General features: G+C 20.7%; 21 protein-coding genes and 1 tRNA gene. 5 read left to right on the top strand and 17 right to left on the bottom strand.

Annotated features, from left to right (window positions below):
• Window positions 1-121 precede the first annotated feature (121 nt).
• The 8 genes from F1741_RS00675 to rpsT form a co-directional block, all read right to left on the bottom strand.
• Window positions 122-571, bottom strand: a complete 450-nt coding sequence (locus tag F1741_RS00675) for an ArsC/Spx/MgsR family protein (RefSeq protein WP_152309687.1) — start codon at window positions 569-571, stop codon at window positions 122-124.
• Between the two features lie 272 nt (window positions 572-843).
• Window positions 844-1,188, bottom strand: a complete 345-nt coding sequence (acpS, locus tag F1741_RS00670; protein ID WP_152309686.1) for a holo-ACP synthase — start codon at window positions 1,186-1,188, stop codon at window positions 844-846.
• A 32-nt stretch (window positions 1,189-1,220) separates the two neighbouring features.
• Window positions 1,221-3,227 carry an NAD-dependent DNA ligase LigA gene (ligA, locus tag F1741_RS00665; RefSeq protein ID WP_152309685.1) on the bottom strand — a complete coding sequence of 669 codons (2,007 nt, stop codon included), beginning with the start codon at window positions 3,225-3,227 and terminating at the stop codon, window positions 1,221-1,223.
• A 65-nt stretch (window positions 3,228-3,292) separates the two neighbouring features.
• On the bottom strand, window positions 3,293-4,981 hold the full coding sequence (argS, locus tag F1741_RS00660) for an arginine--tRNA ligase (RefSeq protein WP_152309684.1): 1,689 nt from the start codon (window positions 4,979-4,981) through the stop codon (window positions 3,293-3,295).
• An 8-nt stretch (window positions 4,982-4,989) separates the two neighbouring features.
• Window positions 4,990-5,892, bottom strand: coding sequence for an RluA family pseudouridine synthase (locus tag F1741_RS00655; protein ID WP_152309683.1), 903 nt, complete (start codon window positions 5,890-5,892; stop codon window positions 4,990-4,992).
• A gap of 157 nt (window positions 5,893-6,049) precedes the next feature.
• Entirely contained in the window at window positions 6,050-8,023 is a 1,974-nt protein-coding gene (ftsH, locus tag F1741_RS00650) for an ATP-dependent zinc metalloprotease FtsH (protein ID WP_152309682.1), read from the bottom strand.
• Between the two features lie 228 nt (window positions 8,024-8,251).
• Window positions 8,252-9,532 carry a serine--tRNA ligase gene (gene serS / locus F1741_RS00645; RefSeq protein ID WP_152309681.1) on the bottom strand — a complete coding sequence of 427 codons (1,281 nt, stop codon included), beginning with the start codon at window positions 9,530-9,532 and terminating at the stop codon, window positions 8,252-8,254.
• A 95-nt stretch (window positions 9,533-9,627) separates the two neighbouring features.
• A complete protein-coding gene (gene rpsT, locus F1741_RS00640; protein ID WP_152309680.1) occupies window positions 9,628-9,918 on the bottom strand; it encodes a 30S ribosomal protein S20 in 291 nt (96 codons plus the stop codon).
• A gap of 765 nt (window positions 9,919-10,683) precedes the next feature.
• Here rpsT and F1741_RS00635 point away from each other — a divergent pair.
• The 3 genes from F1741_RS00635 to nrdF all read left to right on the top strand — a co-directional run bounded on the left by F1741_RS00635 (window position 10,684) and on the right by nrdF (window position 13,551).
• Complete coding sequence (locus F1741_RS00635; protein WP_152309679.1) at window positions 10,684-11,358, top strand: CDP-alcohol phosphatidyltransferase family protein; 675 nt, start codon at window positions 10,684-10,686, stop codon at window positions 11,356-11,358.
• A 112-nt stretch (window positions 11,359-11,470) separates the two neighbouring features.
• A complete protein-coding gene (gene recA, locus F1741_RS00630) occupies window positions 11,471-12,463 on the top strand; it encodes a recombinase RecA (protein WP_152309678.1) in 993 nt (330 codons plus the stop codon).
• 47 nt (window positions 12,464-12,510) lie between these two features.
• A complete protein-coding gene (gene nrdF / locus F1741_RS00625; protein ID WP_152309677.1) occupies window positions 12,511-13,551 on the top strand; it encodes a class 1b ribonucleoside-diphosphate reductase subunit beta in 1,041 nt (346 codons plus the stop codon).
• Window positions 13,552-14,500: 949 nt separating this feature from the next.
• On the opposite strand, the gene F1741_RS00620 is transcribed toward nrdF, so the two are convergent.
• A tRNA-His gene (locus F1741_RS00620) sits at window positions 14,501-14,576 on the bottom strand.
• Between the two features lie 467 nt (window positions 14,577-15,043).
• On the opposite strand from F1741_RS00620, the gene F1741_RS00615 reads away from it, so the two are divergent.
• On the top strand, window positions 15,044-15,484 hold the full coding sequence (locus F1741_RS00615; protein WP_152309676.1) for an Hsp20/alpha crystallin family protein: 441 nt from the start codon (window positions 15,044-15,046) through the stop codon (window positions 15,482-15,484).
• 54 nt (window positions 15,485-15,538) lie between these two features.
• Here the strand turns inward: F1741_RS00615 and F1741_RS00610 are convergent, their stop codons facing one another.
• Window positions 15,539-16,129, bottom strand: coding sequence for a DUF5320 domain-containing protein (locus F1741_RS00610; protein ID WP_152309675.1), 591 nt, complete (start codon window positions 16,127-16,129; stop codon window positions 15,539-15,541).
• A gap of 598 nt (window positions 16,130-16,727) precedes the next feature.
• Between F1741_RS00610 and mscL the strand changes: the two genes are divergently transcribed.
• Complete coding sequence (mscL, locus tag F1741_RS00605) at window positions 16,728-17,174, top strand: large conductance mechanosensitive channel protein MscL (protein ID WP_152309674.1); 447 nt, start codon at window positions 16,728-16,730, stop codon at window positions 17,172-17,174.
• 71 nt (window positions 17,175-17,245) lie between these two features.
• On the opposite strand, the gene citX is transcribed toward mscL, so the two are convergent.
• From citX to F1741_RS00570, 7 genes are all read right to left on the bottom strand, one after another.
• The gene (gene citX / locus F1741_RS00600) at window positions 17,246-17,833 is read right to left on the bottom strand and encodes a citrate lyase holo-[acyl-carrier protein] synthase (RefSeq protein ID WP_152309673.1); all 588 of its coding nucleotides are present in this window, start codon (window positions 17,831-17,833) and stop codon (window positions 17,246-17,248) included.
• Between the two features lie 2 nt (window positions 17,834-17,835).
• Entirely contained in the window at window positions 17,836-19,356 is a 1,521-nt protein-coding gene (gene citF / locus F1741_RS00595; RefSeq protein WP_152309672.1) for a citrate lyase subunit alpha, read from the bottom strand.
• Window positions 19,357-19,450: 94 nt separating this feature from the next.
• A complete protein-coding gene (locus F1741_RS00590; protein ID WP_152309671.1) occupies window positions 19,451-20,335 on the bottom strand; it encodes an HpcH/HpaI aldolase/citrate lyase family protein in 885 nt (294 codons plus the stop codon).
• Window positions 20,336-20,429: 94 nt separating this feature from the next.
• Window positions 20,430-20,738 carry a citrate lyase acyl carrier protein gene (locus F1741_RS00585; protein WP_193310869.1) on the bottom strand — a complete coding sequence of 103 codons (309 nt, stop codon included), beginning with the start codon at window positions 20,736-20,738 and terminating at the stop codon, window positions 20,430-20,432.
• A 2-nt stretch (window positions 20,739-20,740) separates the two neighbouring features.
• Complete coding sequence (locus F1741_RS00580) at window positions 20,741-21,391, bottom strand: bifunctional 4-hydroxy-2-oxoglutarate aldolase/2-dehydro-3-deoxy-phosphogluconate aldolase (protein ID WP_193310868.1); 651 nt, start codon at window positions 21,389-21,391, stop codon at window positions 20,741-20,743.
• Between the two features lie 111 nt (window positions 21,392-21,502).
• Window positions 21,503-22,402 carry a triphosphoribosyl-dephospho-CoA synthase gene (locus F1741_RS00575; protein ID WP_152309668.1) on the bottom strand — a complete coding sequence of 300 codons (900 nt, stop codon included), beginning with the start codon at window positions 22,400-22,402 and terminating at the stop codon, window positions 21,503-21,505.
• 28 nt (window positions 22,403-22,430) lie between these two features.
• Complete coding sequence (locus F1741_RS00570) at window positions 22,431-23,903, bottom strand: 2-hydroxycarboxylate transporter family protein (RefSeq protein ID WP_152309667.1); 1,473 nt, start codon at window positions 23,901-23,903, stop codon at window positions 22,431-22,433.
• Window positions 23,904-23,991 lie beyond the last annotated feature (88 nt).

The following is a 23,991-nucleotide window of genomic DNA, read 5'->3' as shown; positions in this document are numbered from 1 at the left end:
AGAATGGAATCAAGACGCAAATAATAAAAAAACTAAAAAAACTATTCAATATTTAGAAGATGGACAAACAAAAGCTTCAATTGAAGAAAATTAATTAATAATATTATTATTTTAATAAAAATTACTTTTTCTTTTTTAAATCTGTTAAGTATTTTTTAATTTTTTTAACATAACTTTGATTTTTTATACTAATATTGTTTTTTATAATATATTGTCTTAAATTTTTAGGCATGAAAATCCTAATATCTTCTTGATTATATCCTATAACTATAGATTTGTTATTAAAAATTATGGGTTTTTTACAAATACTTGGATTTTTAACTATAAATTTTTTTACTTGTTGTATTTTCATAGAAAATAAATCAATTTTTTGTTCTTTAAAAATTTTAGACCTAGTGGAAATTATTTTTGTAAAATCAATTTCTTCATAGCTTAATATTAGATCTATATCGAATTCTGTTAATTTAAAAGTGTTTAGATTTTTTTCTTTATATTCGATATTATGTAATTCTAACCATCTTTTTGCTTTTTGACATGAAGAGCAACGATTTGCAGTATAAATAAAAACCATCAAACCCTACTTTCTTAATATGTATATTTTTTAATAAAATTTACATATTAATTTTTTATTCTAACTATTTTTTTTATTCTTATATTTAATTCCTTCTTAAAATTATCAATATCTAAATTACTAAAATACAAAAATTTCTATAATCATTCTATAATCATAATGTTATACTATAATAAATTTACAAATATTTTAACAAATTTGTTATAAAAAATCAAAAAAATGTTTTTTTGGTATTGTAAAAATTATATAAATATTTATAAAATATCAAATACTTAATTTAATAAAATAACAAAAGCTAAAGCATAGTTATTGTCATGAGTAATAGAAATCATAATTTGAGGATTTGTTATATTTTCTACATATGGAAATCCATATTTTTCATCATTTAAAATAGACCAATCTTTATAATTATTTTTTAAGTTTCCTTTTTGATAGGCTTTAAAAATAGCTTCTTTAGCTGCCCATCTACCCGCAATAAAATTTAATTTTTTTTTTAAATTATTTATTTTAACGTAAAGTTTATATTCTTTTTCAGAAAAAATTCTATTTATAATTTTTTTTAAACCTATTTTCTCGATTCTTTTTATTTCTATCAAATCTATTCCAATATTTTTCATATATTTATTAAATTATATTCACCTTAATTTATTTAAAACAAAATTTTAATTAAATGTTCTTCATTTATTATTTGTATTTTTAGTTTTTTAGCTTTTTGAATTTTATTAAAACTACTTTTTTTTCCACAAATTAACAAATTTGTTTTTGAAGAAATACTTTTAGTAATAATTGCATCATATTTTTCTAAAATATTTTTTATTTTTTTTCTTTCTACAATATCAAAAGTACCTGTTAAAACTATTCTTTTATTTTGAAAAAAAGTGTATTTATTATTTTTTTCTTTTGTTTCTAATTTATGTTCTTCTGTAAATGAAAAATTAACTCCTTCATTTTTTAATAATTCTATTTCTTCTATGTTTTTTTCATTTTTAAAATAATTAACTATATTTTCGGCTATTTTATATCCTATTTCATGTATTTGTGATATTTCTTGAAAACTAGCTTTTTTTAAATTTTCAATGTTTTTAAATTTTTTACATAATAATTTTGCTATTTTCAAACCGACATTTTTTATTCCTAAAGCAAATAAAACGTTTTCGAAAGGTCTATTTTTGCTTTTTTCTATCGAATTTAAAATATTATTTATTTTTTTTTGTTTAAAAAAAGGTAATTTTTCTAATTCTTTTTTGTTATTTTTTAGATTATATAAGTCATATTTGTTTTGAATTATTTTTTTTTTGAAAAATATTTCTAGAGTTTTATTACCTATATCATTCATATCCATCGCTTCTTTTGATACAAAATGAATTATTTTTTTTATTTTTTGTTCTTGGCAATTAGTATTTAAACAAAAATAATCTATTTCATTTTCTTTTTTTTTTAATTTTTCTAAACAAAAAGGGCAATAATTAATCATTTTAAAAGGGATTTGATTTGTTCTTTTTTCTTTTATTATTTTTATAATTTCAGGGATAATTGAACCAGATTTATGTATTAATACATAATCGTTTATTCTTATATCTTTTTTTTTTATATATTCGAAATTATGTAGAGAAACTTTAGAAATTAAACTACCATCCACAATAATAGGGAATAGTTCTGCTATAGGTGTGATAACTCCTGTTCTTCCTATTTTAAAAACAATTTTTTTTATTATGGTTTCTCCTTGAATAGAATTAAATTTATAAGCTATAGCCCATTTGGGAAATTTACTGGTATAACCAATTGAATCGTATAATGATAATTTATTAACTTTTATTACTATACCATCAATATTATAATTTAAATTTTTTTTTAAATTTTCATAGTAATTAATTATTTCTATTAACTCTTCAAATGAATTAATTATTTTATAATGAGGATTAACAACAAAACCCATTTTTTTTAGAAAAATTAAAACATCTTCTTGCGTTTTAATAAATGTAGGAGGATTTATTATAGAATATATAAAAGAAGAAAGGTTTCTTTTAGCTATTATGTTAGTATCAAGTTGTCTTAAAGTTCCGGCAGCAGCATTTCTTGGATTAGAAAATAAAATTTTATTTTCTTTTTTTTGTATTTCGTTTATTTTTTTAAAATTATCGAATTTAAAAAAGATTTCTCCTCTAACTTCTAAATTTATTTCTTTGTTTATTTTTAAAGGTATGTCTTTAATAGTTTTTATGTTGTTAGTTATTAATTCCCCAAAATAACCATTTCCTCTTGTTATTGCTTGATATAAAATACCTTTTATATATTTAATATTAATAGCTATTCCATCTATTTTAAGTTCAGAAATAAAATTTGATTTATTTTTTTTATTAATTTTATCATAAAAACTTTTTAATTGGGTCAAATCAAACACATTTTCTAATGATAACATAGGTTTGCTATGTTTAATTTTTTCAAATTTAGTATTTAAATATCCTCCTACTTTGAATGTAGGACTATAAGGTAATTTATATTGTGGATATTTTTTTTCTAAATTAATTAATTCTTGTAATAAAGCATCATATTGTTTATCTTCTAATTCAGATTTATTTAAATTATAATAATCGTAATTAGCTTTTTCTAAAATATCTGTTATTTCTTTTATTTTTTTTTCTATTTCTAATGTCATAATGTTAATTATAAAAATATCATATTAAAACCTTTTTATTTTTATTATAAAATTAAAATTTTATTTTACATTTTATCTAAAATAGGTATTCCTAGTATTTCTAAACTTTCTTTCATAATTATTAATATTGTTTTTATAAATAAGAAATTAGCTTTGTTTACTAATTGATTTTTTCCTAAAACTTTTTCTTGTGCATAAAATTTATTTGCATTTTTAGTTAATTTTAATAAATATCTTGCTAATATACTAGGCATATTTTCTTTTTTTGATTTTTCTAAAATAAGATTAAATTGATCTAATAATTTTATTATATCGAAGTAATATTTATTATTATAACATCGAATTATTTTAGTTAAACTATAATTATTATTTTCTATTTTTTTCATTTTTTTAATAATAGAATTAAACCTTACAATTGTATATTGCAAATACGGTCCTGTATCTCCTTCAAATTTAAGCATCTTATTTAAATCAAATTGAATATCTAAATTTCTATCATTTTTTAAATCGTTGAATATTATAGCTCCGACAGCTATTTTTTCAGCTATTTTTTTCGCTCTTTTTAAATTAGGATTTTTATTTTTAATTATTTTTATTACTTGTTTAGAAGTTTGATCAATAATTTTTTTTAAATTATAATCATTATTTTTTCTTGTAGAAATTTTTTCGTTATTAGATAGAATTAATCCAAAATGAATATTTTCTAGTTTAAAATTATAACCCATTTTAAGTATAATTTGAAATAGTTGTTGGAAATGTAGTTTTTGTTCTTTTCCTACAATATACAACATTTTATCAAAATTAAATTTTTTATAACGAAATAAAGCACAAGCTATATCTCTGGTTAAATAAAGATAACTTCCATTTTTTTTTTGTATCAAAGCAGGAGGCATATTTTTTAAATTCATAATATAAGCTTCTTTATCTAATTTTATCATTTTCCTTTTTTTTAGATAATTTACTAGTTTGATTGTTTTTTTATGAAAAAAAGACTCTCCTATATAATAGTCAAAAGAAATATTTAGTAATTTATATATTTTTTTAAATTCTTTTAAAGATATTTTTTTGAACCATTTCCATAATTTTATTTCATCTTTATTTTGATTTTCTAATTTTTTAAATATTTCTCTTGCTTCTTCTGTCAATTCTTCATCTTCTTTTTCTTTTTGGTGAAACATAATATAAAGTTTTTGTAGTTCATTAATAGGATCTTTTAAAATTATTTCTTTTTCTCCCCATTTTCTATAAGCTAAAATCATTTTAGCAAATTGCATGCCCCAATCACCTAAATGATTTATGCTTATAGTTTTAAAACCTAATTTTTGATAAATATTTTTTAATGAATTTCCTATAATAGTAGATCTAAGATGTCCTATAGAAAAATTTTTCGCTATATTAGGTGATGAATAATCTAAAACAATTGTTTTTTTTTTACTTTTATTTTTTTTTTTATTTAGTATGTTTAAGATTATTTTTTTTATAATAGATGATTGATTAATTTTTATATTTAAAAAACCTTTTTGAAAAAAAATTTTTTCTATTTCTTTTAATGATTCTAATTCTGTTTTAACTTCATTAAAAAAAAATTCTATTTTTTGATTCATTTTTTTTGCATAAGAAAATAATGGTAAATAAAAGTCAAAATCTATATTAAAATCAAAATTATTTTTATTATTAATTTTGATTTCGAATTTTGTATTATATTTTTTATTTAAAATATTTTCTATTTTTTTTCGTATTTTTAGCAGATACATATTTTTTCTTATTTTTTAATATTTTTTTCTAAATTAGATAAAATTTTTTCAAAAAAACTTGGTAATGGAATTTCAAAATTCATTTCTTTTTTTGTTATTGGATGTATAAAATTTATTTTTTTAGAGTGTAAAAGTTGTTTTTTAATTGTTTTGTCTTTTTTACCGTATAAAGGATCACCTACTATTGGTGTTTTTAAATAAGACAAATGTACTCTTATTTGATGTGTTCTTCCTGTTTCTAAATTAAGTTCTAGTAAAGAAAAATTATTGAACATTTTTAAAGTTTTAAAGTAAGTAACAGATGGTTTACCTTCTGGTGATATGGACATTTTTAAACGATTTTTTGAATTTCTTTTGATAGGCAAATCTATAATACCTTCTTTTGGTAAAAAACCATGTATTAAGGCCCAATAAGTTCTTTTAATTTTTCTTTTTTTTATTTGATTTTGTAATTTTAATACTATTTCTTCATTTTTTCCGATAATAATTAATCCTGTAGTGTCTTTATCTAAACGATGAATTATTCCAGGTCTGTTGCTTTTAATTTTTTGTAATTCTTTAAATCGAAAAATTAAACCATTAATTAAAGTAATTCCTTTATAATTAGGCGAAGGGTGAACCATTAAATCAGATGGTTTATTTAATAATACTAAAAAATTATCTTCATAAATTATTTTTAGATTTAAATTAATAGGTAATATATTTCTATTTTGTTTTTTTTTTTCAATATTTAAAGTTATTAAGTCTTTTTTTTTTAGAATATATTTTTTTTTTTTGATTTTATTATTAATTAAAATTTTGCCTGATTGAATAAGATTATTACATTGATTTCTACTTAAATTTAATTTTTCTGATAAAAAAGAATCTAAACGTATTTTTGTTTCGTTTGTTATTATTATTTTTTTTTTCATTCTAATAAAATTTATTTTTTTTTAATCTTTTAAATACATAATGCATAATATTAATTATAAAAATTATTGTTTAATTTTTTTAATTTTTAAATTAATATACAATTTTATATACTTGGTTTAATAATTTTAATAATATTAATAATATTTTTTCATCTATTTAATTATTTTTTTCTTTTTCATCAAAAACATTTTGTACGTTTTCTGTTTCTTTTGTTTCTTTTGTTTCTTGTTTATTTTGATTTGATCTTATTTCTTTTTCTTTTTCAAACCAACTAATTTGACCTGTATTACATATTTCTTCAATATCTTTTTTAGATAGTGTTTCTATTTCTAATAAATATTGAGCAATTTTAAATAATAGTTCTTTATTTTCAGAAATAATTTTTTTAGCTAATTCATAACAATTAGAAATAATATCTTGTATTGCTTGGTCAATTTCTAAAGCTTTAGGGTCAGAAAAATTTTTATGAAATTGTTGTTCTTCTTCGTTAAATTGTGCTAAACCAATATTACTCATTCCAAATTGAGTTACCATCATTCTTGCAATTTTGGTAGCTTGTTTAAAATCTGCATAAGCTCCGTTAGAAATGTCATCTAAAAACAATTCTTCAGCAGCTCTTCCACCTAAGCAAAGTGTAATTTCTGCTAATAGTTTTTGTTTTGATAAAAAGAAAGTTTCTTCTTCATGTAACATCAAATTATAACCTCCAGCATTTCCTCTAGGTATAATTGTTATTTTTTGTACTTTTTTAGCTTCTGGCAATTTAAGACCGATAACAGCATGACCTGCTTCGTGATAAGAAACCAATTTTTTTTCTTTTTGAGAATATTTTTTGCTTTTTTTAGCTGGACCAATTAGAATACGATCAACCGCTTCACTAATAATTTTTTTATCTATTGATTTTAAACCTTTTCTAGCTGATAATAATGCAGATTCATTCAAAATACCTTCTAATTGAGCTCCGCTAAAACCAGGTGTTTGTTTTGCTAATTCTTCTAGATTTACTTCAGGATCAATTTTTTTATTTGAAGCATGTAGTTTTAATATTGCTTCTCTTTCTTTTACAGTAGGCAAATTGATTATAAATTGTCTATCAAAACGTCCAGGTCTAAGTATAGCGGTATCTAAAAATTCTGGTTTGTTAGTAGCTGCTATTACAATAACACCTGTATTTTGATTATAACCGTCTAATTCAATTAAGAGTTGATTTAAAGTTTGTTCTTGTTCGCTATTTCCATAAGACATTTTTCTCTGTCTAGCAAGAGTTTCGATTTCATCTATAAAAATAATACAAGGAGCGTTTTTTTTAGCCATTTGAAATAAGTTTCTAATACGCGAAGCACCTAAACCTACAAACATTTCTACAAATTCAGAACCAGAAGTTGCAAAAAAAGGTACATTTGCTTCTCCTGATAAAGCTTTAGCTAATAATGTTTTTCCTGTTCCAGGAGGCCCGGATAAAAGAACTCCTTTAGGTATTCTTGCTCCTAAATCAGAATATTTTTTAGGATTTTTTAAGAAATCAACTAATTCTTGCATTTCTTCTTTTTCTTCTTCGGCACCTGCTACATCTTTAAAAGTGAATTGATTTGTGTTCTGATTTGTTATATTTGGTTTTTTGTTGTGTTTTTCATTAAATTGATCCATTAATTTTTCTGTTGTACCTCTTATCATTTTCAAAGTATAATAACCAAATAATATTAATACACAAAATTCTAATGATCTTAATAAAGGTGTAAAACCGAGATGATCTTCTGCTTCTTGGACTGCTGGTAAAATTGTAGACATGTTGTCTTTATATTTTTGAGAAACTAAATCATTTATTTTTTGAAAAGTTGCGTCATCAACAAGATTGTAAATTTTTGTAGTATTATTTTTATATTTTACTTTCAATTGGTAAAGAACTGGTATTGCTCTAATTAAAGTTGTTTCTATATTTTCAATTTTAGTATTTTCTGGTCCTAAATCTAAATCAGCTATTATTTCTCGAGGATTTTCTTTATTTTCATAATACTTTTTTTCAATTTTAGAATATAAAGATCTTAGAAATCCAAAAAAAATGATAATTAAAACTACGTACATAATATTTATATTATTCATTTTTTTCATTTTGTTTGGTAATTTTTTCATATATTTTTTCCTTTAAAAAATTTAATCGATTATCTACTAAATATCTAAAATAATTAAAATTATTTAAAAAAATTTTAATATATTTATAAATTTATATAAAAAATATAAAAAATTAATTATTAATTATTTATTTTTATATAAAAGTATAAAAAATATAATTATTTATTTTTATATAAAAGTATAAAAAATATTTAATTATTTATTTAATAATTTATTATAATTTATTTTTTATTCTATTTTGTTTGTTCCCATATAAGATACTAGTGCTTCAGGAATATTAATGCTACCATCGGAATTTTGATAATTTTCTAAAATAGCTATTATAGTTCTTCCTATTGCTAAAGCAGAAGCATTTAATGTGTGAACATATTCATTCAAATTTTTATTTTTAAATTTTATATTTGCTCTTACCGCTTGAAATTTTTCTGCATTACTAATAGAAGCTATTTCTCTATATTTTTTTTGTCCTGGCATCCATACTTCTATATCATATGTTTTAGCCATATTAAATCCTAAATCTCCAGAAGATAGTAACATAACTCTGTATGGTATTTTTAATTTTTTTAAAATATCTTCAGAATCTTTTAGCATATTTTCTAGAGTTTTATAAGAATCTTCAGGTTTTGTAAATTGTACTAATTCTACTTTATTAAATTGTTTTTGTCTGAAAATTCCTTTAGTATCTTTACCTGCAGCTCCTGCTTCTTGTCTGAAACAAGTTGTAAAACCAACATATTTTATTGGTAATTTTTCTATATCTAAAATTTCATCTCTATGTAGATTAATTATAGGTACTTCTGCTGTTGGATTTAAATACCATTTTTTATTTTCCATTTTTAATTGAAAAAGATCTTTTTTAAATTTAGGTAATTGTCCAGTAGAAAACATTGATTTTTCGTTAACAATAAAAGGAGTTATCACTTCTTTATACCCTTTTTTTATGTGATGATCTATCATAAAGTTGATTAAAGATCTTTCAAGTTTAGCTCCCATTTTTTTTAAAACTACAAATCTACTTCCTGTAATTTTAGTTGCTTTTTCGAAGTCAAAAATTTTTAATTTTTTATTTAATTCTGTGTGATCTTTTTGAAAAAAATTTTTTCGACATGGTTCTAAAAACCTATATATTTCTAAATTGTCATTACTATCTTTACCTAAAGGAACAGATTCATGAGGTATATTAGGGATATTATGTAAAATTTCATATATTTTATTTTTTAATTTTAATAATGATTCTTCTAATTCTTTTAGTTTTTGTTTGCTTAATGATTGATCCTTTTCTATTTTTTCTAATTTTTCTAGAATATTTTTTTGTTCTTTTTGAGATTTTTTAATTTCATTAGAAAACTTATTTTTATCAAATCTTATCTTTTCTATTTTAACAATTATTTTGTTTTTCATTTCATTTAAAGCAACTAATTTTTTTAAATAAGAAAAATTAATATTCCTTTTTTGTAGTTTTTCTATCACTGAATCTATGTTATTTATTATAAATTTTAGTTCTAACATTTTTTTTGAAATAATCCTTTTCGAAAATAATTTTTTTGAATATTTTTGAATTATTTTTATAATTTTATTTTTTTAATTTTATTTTTTTGTTATTTCTATTTTGTATTAGATAATGATATTTCTTTTTTTTTATTATTTAATATTTTAGATAAAACTGATTTTTTTTTAGCAACAAAATTAGAATGAAAAATACCTTTCACGATACCCTTATCCAATTTTTTATTTACTAAATTTAAAAAAATTTTTGCTTTTTCTGTGTCTGAATTATCAATTAATTTTTTAAATTTTTTAATTGAAGTTTTTGTAGAAGATTTAAAAGAAGTGTTTTTTAATCTTTTTTTTTCGTTTGTTTTGTTTCTTTTTTTTTGTTGTTTTATGTTCGCCATTTAAATTTTTATTTCTACTTTTTAACAAAAAAATAAAAAAAGTAGCCTTTCTGTACCTATTTTTCTATTTTGTTTGATTTTATTTAATTTTTTTTAATTATTTCATTATAAAAAAAAACCAAATTTAACTAATATTTGATATAATTTCTCAATTTATTATTTTATAATTGATCTATTTATTTATTCTATTTAATATTATAACTAATATTATTTAATTATCAAAAAAATTTATATTTTTATTATATTTCTATATTATATATCATAAAATCACTTTTTTATTATTTTTTTATGTTATATTTCATTTAATTTATATTTCATTATTATTCTATTATAATTTTTTTTATTTTAATTATAGTATTATTAATGTTAAGATAAAATAAATAGTAAAATCCATTTAAAAAAATACATTAATTTAATAAATAAATTAAGTAAATAATATTTTGTCTGTGTATGACAATTGATAACAATTATGTATAATTAATTTTATATAATGTATGTTTTTAAATGATATAATATCTGTATATATAAAATGTATTTACCCAGTGTATTAGTTTAGTTTATTATTATTTTGTTTTTTTGGAGTTACATTTTTGATCAATTTCGATTAATATTTAATTTAATTTATTAAACTTAAAATGACTATAAAAAAAATACTATAACAATTTTAGATAAATTTTTAAATTTATTTTTTTTAATTTTTTCACAAATTTAAAAATTTTTTAAAAGATTATTCCAAAACAAAGGAAAAGCATAAGTAAGAGAAAAATGAAAAGTATAATAAAAATGTCTGCTAATTTATTGACTATTTTCAGAATTATTTTAGTTTTTTTTATGTTGCCTTTTATATATTTTAAATTTAATGTTCAAAATTTATTATTATATAATAATTCTATTAATTCTTTTAAATTTTATTTTGGTATGATTTTCATTTTAGCAGCTTTAACAGATTATTTAGATGGCTTTATTGCCAGAAGGTTTAAACAACAAACTGTTTTTGGACAATTTTTTGATCCTATAGCAGACAAAATATTAGTTTTTATTTCTTTAATTTATCTTTATATTTTATGTCAAAGATGTTTGTTGATAATTGATTTTCCAGAAGTTAATAAAAAATTAGAAAATTTTATTTTGAGTTTTTTGATTATTAGTAATTTAAGAGATTTTTTAATTATGGGTATTCGTTGTGTTGCTTTTGAACAAAAAAAAATTATTAATTCTTCTTTTTTAGGAAGATTAAAAACTTTTTTTATTTTTATTTCTATTATATTAATTTTATTTATTGAATTTTGGATAAAGATTTTTAATATAAAAAATATAGATATTTTTATTCATTTTATACAAATATTTTTGTTTTTGAATATTATTTTTATTGTTTTATCTGGATTAGGTTATATTATCAAGAATTATGTTATTATTTTTGCTAATTTTTTTGAATCTTAATTTAATTATAATTTTAATAATATTCACGTATATATTAATATTTTTTTGATTTTTATAATTTAAACTTTTAATTAAATGAATTGAATTAAAAAGAACAGGAAAAAAATAATTTATGATTAATAAAGAAGAAAAAGATATTTTGGAAAACACACTTAAAGATATTGAAAAACGTTTTGGCAAGGGAAGTATTATGAGATTAAATTCCGAAAAAGTAGACAAAATAAAAGTTATTTCTACTGGTTCTTTAAAATTAGATATAGCTTTAGGTATAGGAGGTTTTCCTCAAGGCAGAATTATTGAAATTTTTGGACCAGAAAGTTCTGGAAAAACAACTTTAACTTTGCATGCTATTGCAGAAGCTCAAAAAATAGGTGGAAATGTAGCTTTTATAGATGTAGAAAATGCTTTAGATCCTAATTATGCAAAAAAAATTGGAGTTGATATAGATAATTTTATTATTTCTCAACCAGATTCAGGTGAGAAAGCTTTGGAAATTGTTGAAAGTTTAATTAAAAGTGGTGTTATGAGTTTAATAGTTGTCGATTCTGTAGCTGCTTTAGCTCCTGAAGCTGAGTTAAAAGGAGAAATAGGCGACTCTTTTATGGGTCTTCATGCTAGAATGATGTCACAAGCTATGAGAAAACATTCAGCTATTATTGCTCAAAAAAAAACTATTGTTATTTATGTTAACCAATTAAGAGAAAAAGTAGGAAATATGTATGGTAATCCGGAAGTTACTCCTGGTGGAAAGGCTTTAAAATATTTTGCTTCTTTAAGATTAGATATACGCAAATCAGAATTTATTCGTGAAGAAGATAATATTATTGGAATAAAATCTAATGTCAAAATTGTAAAATCTAAAGTTTCTTGTCCTTTTAAAATTGCAAGTTTAGAAATTTTATATGGAAAAGGAATTTCTAAAATAAGTGAAATACTTGATTTGTCGGTTTTGTTAAATTTTATAAAAAAGAGTGGTTCTTGGTATAGTTATGAGAATAATCAAATTGCTCAAGGAAAAGAAAAAACTAAAGAATTTCTTATTCAAAATATGGATATTACAAATAAACTTGAAGAAAGTATTAAAAAAAAACTTAATTTATATTAATTTTAGTAATTTTTAATAATAAAAATTTCGGAGGTTAAATAATTTTAATGAAAAATAAAGAAAATAATATAAAAAAAATATATGAAGGAGCTAATTGGAATAAATTAGAAGATGAATATACTCAATATTTTTATGAACAGAATTTGAGTCAATTTTGGCGTCCTGAGGATGTTAGTTTACAAAGTGATTTAGTGACTTGGGAAAAATTGTCTTTGATAGAAAAAGACGTCTATTCAAAGAATTTATTAATATTAACATTCTTAGATACATATCAAGGCGATATAGGTATGCCTGTTATTTTAAGATCTTTTTCGCGTTATGAACATCAAAAAAAAGCAACTATAAATTTTATGGGAGCTATGGAAAATGCAGTTCACGCCAAAAGTTATTCTAATATTTTTATGACTTTTTTAAGTAAAAAAAAAATTGATGAATTATTTATTTGGGGAGAAAAACAAGAAAATCTTCAAAGTATAATGAATAATATTGTAGAAATTTATGAAAATTTAGAAAAACAAATTGTTATCAAAAAGTTTTTTAAAGAAAGTTATGATAATAAAATTTTTTCAGAAATTAAATGGAAAGCTATGGTTGCTTCTGTATTTTTAGAAACTTGGTTGTTTTATAGCGGATTTTACTATCCATTATATTTTTACGGTCAAGGAGTTTTGATGCAATCAGGAGAAATTATTAATTTAATTATTCGTGATGAGAGTATTCATGGAGTTTATATAGGTAGATTGTCTAGAGAATTGTATAGTACTTTTACTTCGCAACAAAAACAAAATTTAGAAAATTGGTTAAATAATTTATTAGAAACACTTTATAAAGAACAGTTATCTCTTATTAATGAATTATATAGCGATATTGGATTAGTTAAAGATGTGAACATTTTTGTGCGCTATAATGTAAATAAAGCTTTATTAAATTTAGGTTTTTCACAAAAATTTCCTTATGAAGAAGTTAATCCAGTTATTTTAAATGGTTTAAATACAGAAACTAAAACTATGGATAATTTTTCTTTAAAAGGAAATGGTTATCAAAAAATGATTTCTGAAAGTTTAAAAGATGAAGATTTTATTTTTTAAATTTTTATAAAAAAAGAAAGTTTTTGTAAACTTTTTTTTTTTATAAAAAAATGGCAGGGATATCAGGAATCAGGATAGAAATATTGCGTTTTACCATTGCATTAAATGGAATTATTACAATAAGCCCCCTACACCACCGGACAAGCAAGTTTCCAAGCATCCGGCGGTTATATCCATTATAGTTAAGTGCATAACGTTGAGTCTGGGCCTTTTGCGCAAAAGGGATATATATAATAATAACTAAACTCAACTTTTCTTAATTAAAGTATAAGCACTGAACTTATAATGTCTATTTCCTCTTTCGCCTTGTACCAAGCTTTCCTTGGCTCCTTGGTGAGTCAGTATAATAAGATATTCAACCTTATTCTTAAATTCTCACGACTACTATGATTCTGCTTTTTCCTTGCCTTATTTTTACATATAAGGTTTAGGAAGATAAAAGTTACTCTAAATATTTACCTATGACCTTAGGCGAGATAACCAATATTATTGTTTTAATTCTAAATTCTAAGTTAATAATACTGGTAGGTTGTCTGATTTAGTTAATGATAATCTTTATATTCTTTGACTTATATAAATTGCTTCAGATTATAATTTAATTTATATTTAATCTTTTAAATAAAATCAACTTAAATTTAAACGATAATTTATTAAATTACGCCTTTTATTCTCTTAGCCCTATTGTGAAGAGTTATCCATAGTCATGTCAGCTGGCGAAATCTTTTTAACTATATTTTTTAGTTTCAATCCGCTTTTATGTTTTGCTGTAATTTTGTGTTCTTTCGTTCCCAAAACCAAACATATGCTGTTATCTTATTATCACTAAGATATGTAATTGGTTAAATTACTAAATATTTAGGACTCTTTTCGCCCGTCAAAGTCCGTTGCCTTACCACTTGGCTATGGGCCTAAAATTAAAAATTAATATCAAAAAATATTCAAATACTTTTGGGGCGGTTAATGGGAATCGAACCCACGTATATCGGCGCCACAAGCCGCTGCGTTAACCACTTCGCCATAACCGCCATATTTATTTATAATTTATACTTATATATAATTTGTTTATCTTTTATCCGTTTTTTTAATACTAAATTTCTGTCGTATTAAAATTTTAAATATATATTTTCGTTTTTATATTAAATACATATATTATTATACAATAAATATTTTATTAACTCTATAATTAGTTAAAATATTCACTAATTATTATAACAATAAATTTATATTAATTTTTCTTAATTCTTTAGTGAATTAATAGAAATATTTATTTATTAAATATTTTTTAATAATTATTGTTATTTAAATTTAAAAATTAAGTAAAAAAGTTAGCAATACAATGTTGACTTTGCTAAAATTAATTGATAAAATATTTTTGTATTTAGTTTAATAAAGTAGACAAAATAAAACTTTGATTATAATTTCTCTTTTTAGATATAAATAAAATTTTTATTATTATAAAAATTTATAAAAAATTGAAGGAGTTGATTATTTTATGTTTTTAGATTTAATCAGTCAAAAAAATGCTTTGTTAGAAGATTTATTTGATGATTTAAGAAGTGTATCTTTTCCTAATAGTTATATTAATCCTATGCCTACAGATATAATAGATAAAAAAGATCATTATCTTTTAATAGCTAATGTTCCAGGATTGACAAAAGAAGATATAAAAATAAGTTTAGAAAAAAATAAATTAACAATTGAGACATCTATTCCTATGGAATCTGAAAAAAAAGAAGAGAAACAAAATCAAGAAGAACAAGAACATTATTTAAGACAAGAAAGACCTAAAGCTATTATTAAAAGAAGTTTTAAAATTAATAGTAATTTAACTATGGAAGATATTCAAGGTAGTGTTTTAAATGGTTTATTAAAAATTAAAATCAATAAAAAACAAGATAAACCAGAACCTAAACAATATTTAGAGTTAAAATAATTTTTAATAAAAAAAATTCAAAAATAATATTTTTGAATTTTTTTTTAAAATATTTTATTCTTTATCAACTAAGAAATTGTTTAATGTTTGATTTTTTTTAGTTAGAATTTTTTTTATAAATAATAAATCTTTTGGATTAATATAAAAAATATGGTTATTTTCATCATAATATGAATTTTCATTTGCATTTTTTGCTACATTATTTAATATATAAAATTGTATATTTTCTAAATTTTTTATTTTATAAAATATTGTTTTTAAATAATCAGGAATTTGTTTTATTAAATCTTTATCTTTCGTTAAAGAATCCAATTCTTCTTTATTAATATTTTTTTCTTTATTTTGATTATTTTCTTTATTTTTATTTTCTATTTTTATTTTTTGTTCTTTATTTTTTATTTTATCTATTTCTTTTTCTAAAAATTTAATTTGTTGTTCTAACATTTTTTTTTCAAAATAATTTTTTTGTTCATTTAATTCTATTTTATTTTCTAATTTATGTTGATTTAGTTCTAATTTCATTAAATTATGATATGATTGCCTATTTTCTTTTTGATTTATTTCTAAAATTTTCATTTCTATTAAAGTTAGATCTTTATTTTGATTATAATCAGAAGTTTTATTGTTAATTGAAATTTGTGGCATTTCTGTGTTTTTCTTATCTTTTTCGTTTATTCCGAATATAAAATTCCAGTTAAATATGAAAATATTGTATAAAATCTTAAAAATAATTTTTATCAAAAAAAATATAATTGAAATGATTGGACCTATAAGCGCTAAAGTTATAAATATCAATAAAACAATAAAAAAAAATCCAATTGTATTATTATGATAGAATTTGCTTACTTGATCAAAAAATTGTTCTATATTCACAATATTATAACTACATTCCTTTTTCAAAATAATATATTTTTTATTTTATATTATATTTTCAAAAAATTATATAAAAGAATATAAAATTATCAAGATTTAATACTTAATATAAAATATAATTGAAATTAAAATATTAATAATAGAAAATTACATCGTAATAATTATATCATAAGTATCATTTTCCACAAAAAAATACTTTAATTAGTATGTAATAATTTTTTTTGTTAAATATGTATGTTATAATTCTTCTGATTACTTTTGATAAATTTAATAAAAGATAATTTTTAGATTTAGAATATTTTGTTTGTTAAAAAGATTTCAAAAATTTAAAAGATTTTAATTTACAAGAAAGTGAGATTAAGATTAAATTATGAAATTAGATTTAAAAAAAGTTAAAAGTTTTAGAGATGGTTTTAAAAATTTTATTAGTAAGGGAGATGTTATAAAACTTTCTGTTGCTTTTATAATGGGACAGTTATTTACTAAAGTTGTTAGTTCTTTATCTACAGATATTATTATGCCTCCTTTAACTTTTATTTTTAGTAGAACAAAGGATCTAAGTTCATTAAAATTTCAATTAGGTTCTGATATTTATATTAATTATGGTATTTTTTTACAAAATGTGTTTGAATTTTTATTAGTATCTTTTTTTCTTTATATCATTTTAGTTTATTTTTTCAAAAAAGTTGAACAAAAAGATGATAATAAAGTAGCTGCTGTCAATACACAACCTAATTTAAATAAAAATTTAGAAATTTTAGAACAACAACAAATTGATATATTGAAGGATATTAAAGAAGTTTTGTCTCAAAAATAATATAATTATTATGAATTAAAAAAATAAAAATATAAATTTTTATCAAGATATATTTGTTTTTATTTAGTATTTTATTTATATTTTAATAAAAATTTTTTTATTTTTTTTTTTAAAAAGGATAATATTTTTTTTAAACTATGATTTTTTTTAAAAGAACATAATTTGGCATTTTTGTTACATAAAAAACATTTTCGAGGATTTATTTTTAAATCACTTCTTTTTATCTTTGTATGAAATATATTCATTATATCTATATCTAATAAACTAAAAATTTCATTACTATTTTCTAATTTTATTATTTTTTTTTTAATTTTATTCAATGATCTTTGTGTGTATTTGTTTAAAATTAAATTTAAATAGAAACCAGCATCATCTTTAATAATTTTTTCATTTTTATAATAAAAAAAAAATATTTTTTCTTTTTTCAAAAAAACTATTATTTTTTCATAGAATATTTTTTTTAAAAAAAGTTTATATATTTTTTTTGTTTTATTAATACCAGGAATATTTAATGATATTATTAATAAACCTTTTTTGTATTTTTTTAAAATTTGTTTTTGCTTTAGATATCTTTTTTCTCTAGAATATAGAATATTTTGTTCTTTATGTTTGTTATATTTGTTTCTTTTTTTTATATATTTTTTTAATAAAAATATCATTTTTATAAAACAAATGGTTTAATTTTGTATATAACGTCAATTAATGTTCCATCTCTATATTCTACTAAAGATACAATCTTATTTTTGTCATATTCTATTTCGTCTGGTTCACTGGTTATGCTATATGCTATTTTTTGCATATTTTCAATACTAATTAAATTTATATTTTTTTCTTTAAAATTTTGAATCAAATCTTTTCTTATAGGATTTACAGCAATCCCGATATCTGTCACAACTATATCTATATCATATCCTGGTGTTACTATAGTTTGAACTTTTTTAGTTATAGTAGGTATTCTTCCTCTTATAAGTGGAAGTGCTACTATAGAAATGTCGCTTCCGAAAGCTACATCTGAATGACCTCCTGAGGCTCCTCGGATATAACCATTAGCTCCTGTTAATACATTACAATTAAAATTAATATCTATTTCTAAAGCACTTAAAATACCGAAATTTAATTTGTTTACTGCACAACTTTTACATAAACCATCAGCATAAAAAGAAGCGGAAATTTCAATATGATTTTTGTTATCTTTTATAGATTGTATAGCTTCTAAATCAAAAGATTGAACATCTAATAATTTTTCTACTAACCCCATTTTTAATAAATCTACTTGGGGTTTTATAATTCCTCCTAAAAAAAAAGAAGCTTTTATATTTTTTTTAATCATTATATCTTTCAATATCATTAAAGATGCTTGAGAAGCTCCTCCTGTTCCTGTTTGAAAAGAAAATCCATTTTTAAAATAAGAAGTATTTTCTATTACTTTAACTATGTTTTTGGCAATTTGTATTTCTTTAGGGTTAAAAGTGCTATGTATTTCGTTTGAAGAAATTTTTGAATTATCACCTATTTTATCTACTATTACAACGTAATCTACATAAATTTGTGAAATCGAAATAGGGTTATTAGGGAATGTTACTAAAGTATCTGTTAAAATAATTACTTTTTTTGCATACTGTGCATCAACTATTGGGTATCCTAAAGAACCTACACAAGATTGTCCAATAACTCCATTTGCATTACCCATTTCATCACTACTAGATGCTGACAAAAATGCTACATCTATTTGACATTCTCCATTTTTAATTGCTCTTGCTCTTCCTCCGTGAGAACGAATAATAGTAGGTTTGTTTAAAATTCCTTCAGAAATAGCATCTCCTAATTTTCCTCTTAATGCTGAACCTTCTAATCCTATAATAATACCTTTTTTAATATATTTAACAAAACAATCATGTGATTTTGTAAAAGAAGAAGCTGTTATTGTTAAATTTTTAATATTTAGTTGATCAATAACTTCCATTACTTGTTCTGCAGTATAATCACCGTGTCTAAAATGATGATGAAAAGAAATGGTCATATTATCTTTTAAACCACTTTTAATAATGGCTTCTTTTATTGAAGATACTATTTTACTTTTATTTTTATTCAATTTGTTTTTTTTATCTTTATTATAAAATTCGTAATTGCAATTATATTTTTTTTTTATATTATCTAAAATTTTTATGTTTATATCTTTCATTATATTGTTTATCTCTATTATTTATCTATATTTTATATATATTATATGTACTAAATTATTATATTAATTTAAATAATTTTTTATATTTTAAATTTTAAAAAGGTTTTTTTATATTAGCTTTGGATAAAATATTTTCTGCATTTTGTAAAACAGGTTTATCTATCATTTTACCATTTATAGAAAATACACCATTTTTATTATTTTTTATATGTTCAGAATATATTGTTAAAATTTTTAAAGATTCTTCTATTTCTTCTTGACTAGGTTTGAATATTTCATTAATTATTTCTAACTGATTAGGATGAATAGCTGATTTTCCTGAAAATCCTAGTTTTTTTACAAATTCAGCTTCTTTTCTTAAACCTTCATTATCGTTAATATTGTTATAAATACAATCAAAAGCATCTATTTTAGCTGATCTGGCAGCGTGAACAATCATATGTCTAGCAAAAAGCAATTCATTTCCTTCATTTGTTTTAGAAGCATTTAGATCTAGTAAATAATCTATTCCTCCCAAAGCAATTCCTGTTATTCTGGGAGATGAATTAGCTATTTGAAAAGCATTTAAAATACCTTTGGCGCTTTCTAAAGCACAAAATATTTTAATTTGATCTTTTTTGTTTGTTTTTTTTTCTATTTTTTCAATGTCTTCAATTACTTTTTGAATTTCTTCTTTTGTTTCTATTTTAGGCAAACGTATTAAATTAGTTTTAGATAAACCTACTATTTCTTTTAAATCGTTTTGATAAAAAGGAGTATCAAAATGATTTATTCTTACACAAACTTCTATATTATATTTGTTATAATTAAAAAAATTAATCATATTTTTTGTTAATTCTCTAGCTGCATCTTTTTCTTCTATGCTAATAGAATCCTCTAAATCAAACATTACAGTATCCATTTCGTAAGAAATTACATCTTTAAATAAAGAAGGTTTATTCCCAGGGACAAATAACATTGTTTTTCTATTTTTTTTCATTTTTTCTCTTTTCTTTTAATTTTGGAAAATAATTTAAAAAAAACAAACTTAAATTTAATAATTTAAAATTTAGAAAATATTTATTATGAATTATTTATTTTTTATGTATTTTTTCCATTTTGTTTAAAACTGTTATAATACGAGATTTTATAACTTCATCAATAGCTCCTTGATCTTGAATAATTAAATTACAAGAATTTATGTTATTTTTTACCAAAATGTCTAAAGAAATTTTTTTAATTTTTTTTCCAAATTGCCTAATAAAAGGTGAACTAATATGTATATTAATTTTATCTTCTTTATTTTCTTCAATAGTTACTAAACAATCACCTGATTCTAGAGAACCACAAAAATTAATCTTATTTTGAGAATTTTCTTTTTTTTTATTATTATAATGTGTCAAAATTAATAACTCTTTTCTTTCAAAATTTTTTGGATAGCCAATATATATTGTTTAGATAGATTGGCTATTTCTTTTTCTTTTACTATTTTACTAGCACCACCTAAAATTCCTGTAATACCAACAGCTAAAACTCCTGCTTCGAAATAATATTTCATATTGCTTAAATCGATTCCTCCAGTAGCAAGTATATTAAAATTTGGGAATGGTTGTTTTATAAGTTTTAATGTTTCGTGATGCAAAAAAGTCGAAGGGTAAAGTTTAAAGATTTGAGCGCCTTTTTTAGTAACATTATACATTTCATTTACAGTCATCACTCCAGGAATATATAAAATGTCTTTTTTTAATGACCATTCTAAAATTTCTTCATTATAAACAGGAGAAACTAGATAATCGGCTCCTAATTTTATTGATTTTTCAGCTTCTTTTAAAGTAAGAACTGTTCCAGCTCCTATCATAATTTTATTGTATTTTTTTTTTGTTTCATAAATTAATTGAAATGCATTAGGAATAGTTAATGTTATTTCTGCAAAAAAAAATCCGTTTTCAATTGTATTTTTTAAAACTTTTTGTGCATCTTCAAATGTTTTAGTTCTTACTATTACACTTATAGGCATTTTTTTTAATTTTGCTATATGATTATTAATCTTGTTCATTTTTAATTTATTTATTCCTTTTATTATTTTTGTCATAATCTTTAATCTAATCTAAAAATTAATATATTTTTTTAAATTTTTTTAAATTTTAAAATAAATGTAAAATTATTTTCAATTATGATCAAAAGAATAAAGAAAAAATAAAAATAAAGTAATAACACAAAGATCAGCGCATCCTCCAGGAGATATTTTTTCTTTTTTAAAATATTCATTTTTTATCATAATTTTTTTTTTAAAAAAATAAAAATTTTTTGTTATCAAATTATTAATTAAAATTTTTGCTTTTTTTTTTATTTTTTTTGTTTTTGTATATCCTATTTTAGAAATTAAAGTAGTATCATCTATTTTTTTTAAATAAAATATTAATAAACATAAGTATATGTCTTTTTTTTTTAAATTTGGATACTTTTTTAAGCATTTTTTGATAAAAGGGATTCCTTTATTAAAAACGTTTTTATATCCGTTTAGAGCTTCACCTCTGGCGCCTTTTATATTATATTTGTTAAATATTTGTTCTCCTTTAGTTTTATTATTAAATAATAAAAAGTCTTTTTCTAAAGGTTTTACAAAATTCTTAATTAATTCAGACCATGAATAAAAAGAAATTTTATTAATTAAACTATATGAAGCTATATAAAATATTATTCCAAAAGAAAAAATTAATCCTTTGTGTGTATTAATATTTTTAGTTATTTTGAACATTCTTTTTTCTTGATTAATACTGATATTTCTTAATTTTTCAAAATTAAGATTTTTTTTATTTTTGGCTAAATCAAAAATTTTGTAAAAAAAAAGGTAAAAAGTATTTTTAGATTTTAAGAAAGTTTTAAAATTCATATCTAAATGACATCCAGAATCTTTAAAAGATACTAAACCTAAAGAAGGATAACAATATAATTCTGTTTCTATCATTTTAATAGCGAATTCTATTAATTCTTTTTTTGTATAATTTTCAAAAAAGTTAAATAAATATTTTTTTTTTATTTTAAATAGGGATAATTGTGTTTTCATTAATATCTTAATATATACTTTTTATTAATTATTTTATTGTTAATGGTAGTTGATTAAAAATAATAGGAAATAAAATGCTTGCTATGATAACTATAATATCTCCGCCTAATCTTGTAGATATTTGAGCATAAGGTAATAATTTTGGTTCTGATGATGCTTCTAAAATAGCTAAATTACCAGCCCCTCCTATACTATTAGCACATAAACCAGCCGCTATAGAAGATTGAACTGGATAATAACCTATTTTATTTCCGATTATAGCTGCTGCCAAAGCTGTAGTTAAGACACAAGTTAAACAAGTTAATAAAAAAGAAATATTGCTTAGACTTGAAATTATTTTGTTAATATCTGTACCAATACCGACTATAACAAGTATTGCTGAAGAAAAAGTTTTTGTTATTAATTCAGAAGATTTTTGTATACAATTTGTATAGTAATTAGATATTAAATCAAATATTTTTAGGAACATAATTAACATTACTAAGAACACAATTGTAGGAGGTATATAATTTTTAATAGAAGGACTTATTAAAGATAACAAATTTTTAAATATATTACTTAAAGTATATAATCCAAATGTTAAAAATAAACCTGTTGTTATATTAGAAATATTGTTTTCATCACTTATTATTTTTGTTTTATTTTCTTTTAGTATTGTTGTTTGTTTTTGATTTTCTTTTTCTGTATATTTTTCTAAAGTACCTTCTTTGCTATTGTATTTTGAATTACCAAAAAATTTTTTTATCAGTCCGCTGAACATAATACTTGCAATACCTCCAATTAATAAAGAAGATATAATATGAGATCTGTATAAGTCAACGTAATTTGAGTTTCCTTGAGAAAAAACTTGTGTTAAAGGGACTATTCCGCATGTTATTCCTCCTGAAGAAATTGGTACAAAAATAAAGAATATAGCATTTGCCCATCCTCCGGCATTACATCCAGGAATAGCGTCAATTCCTTTTATTGGTTGAAATAAAAAACCTAATATTGCTACTATTGTAGCTGAAATAGTTAATGAAATTAAAACAAGTGGTAGAAATTTTTTTAAAGTTTTCTTAATTAAACATTTAGGAATACTTAAAAGACTTCCTGCGACTAAACCAGCAACAAAAAAATCTGAAAAACCTATACCATTACCATTATTTATATAGTTAGAATTTAGGAATTTCGCTTTTTCTTTGAATGCGTTTTGAAATTTTATAAACTCATTTCCAAAATTTGTAAATTGATAATTAAAAATAAAAGCTGGAACTAATAGACATAATGTAGCTCCTCCGCCTATATCTTTTAAAATAGGAACTTTTTCTCCTACTATTTTGAATACGGCTCCAATAGACATAGCAAAAACTATTGTAGATATAATGTTATGAAATGATTTGTCAAAAGATGAATTTTTATAATTGTAAGAAATCGCTATATTGATAATACTTATCAATAAAATAATAATAACAGTTACTATTGGTAACCCCAAAATTTCTTTTTTTTGATTTTTTTTCATAAGTATTTTTTGAATTTGTCCTTTTCTATTTTTATTTTCAAAAAATTTTTTTTTAAAAAAAATAGTTTTTTAAAATTAAAAAAAAATA

It is taken from the genome of 'Cynodon dactylon' phytoplasma, assembly GCF_009268075.1.
Classification (GTDB): Bacteria; Bacillota_I; Bacilli_A; order Acholeplasmatales; family Acholeplasmataceae; genus Phytoplasma; species Phytoplasma cynodontis.
This window is presented reverse-complemented; position numbering and strand designations above follow the sequence as displayed.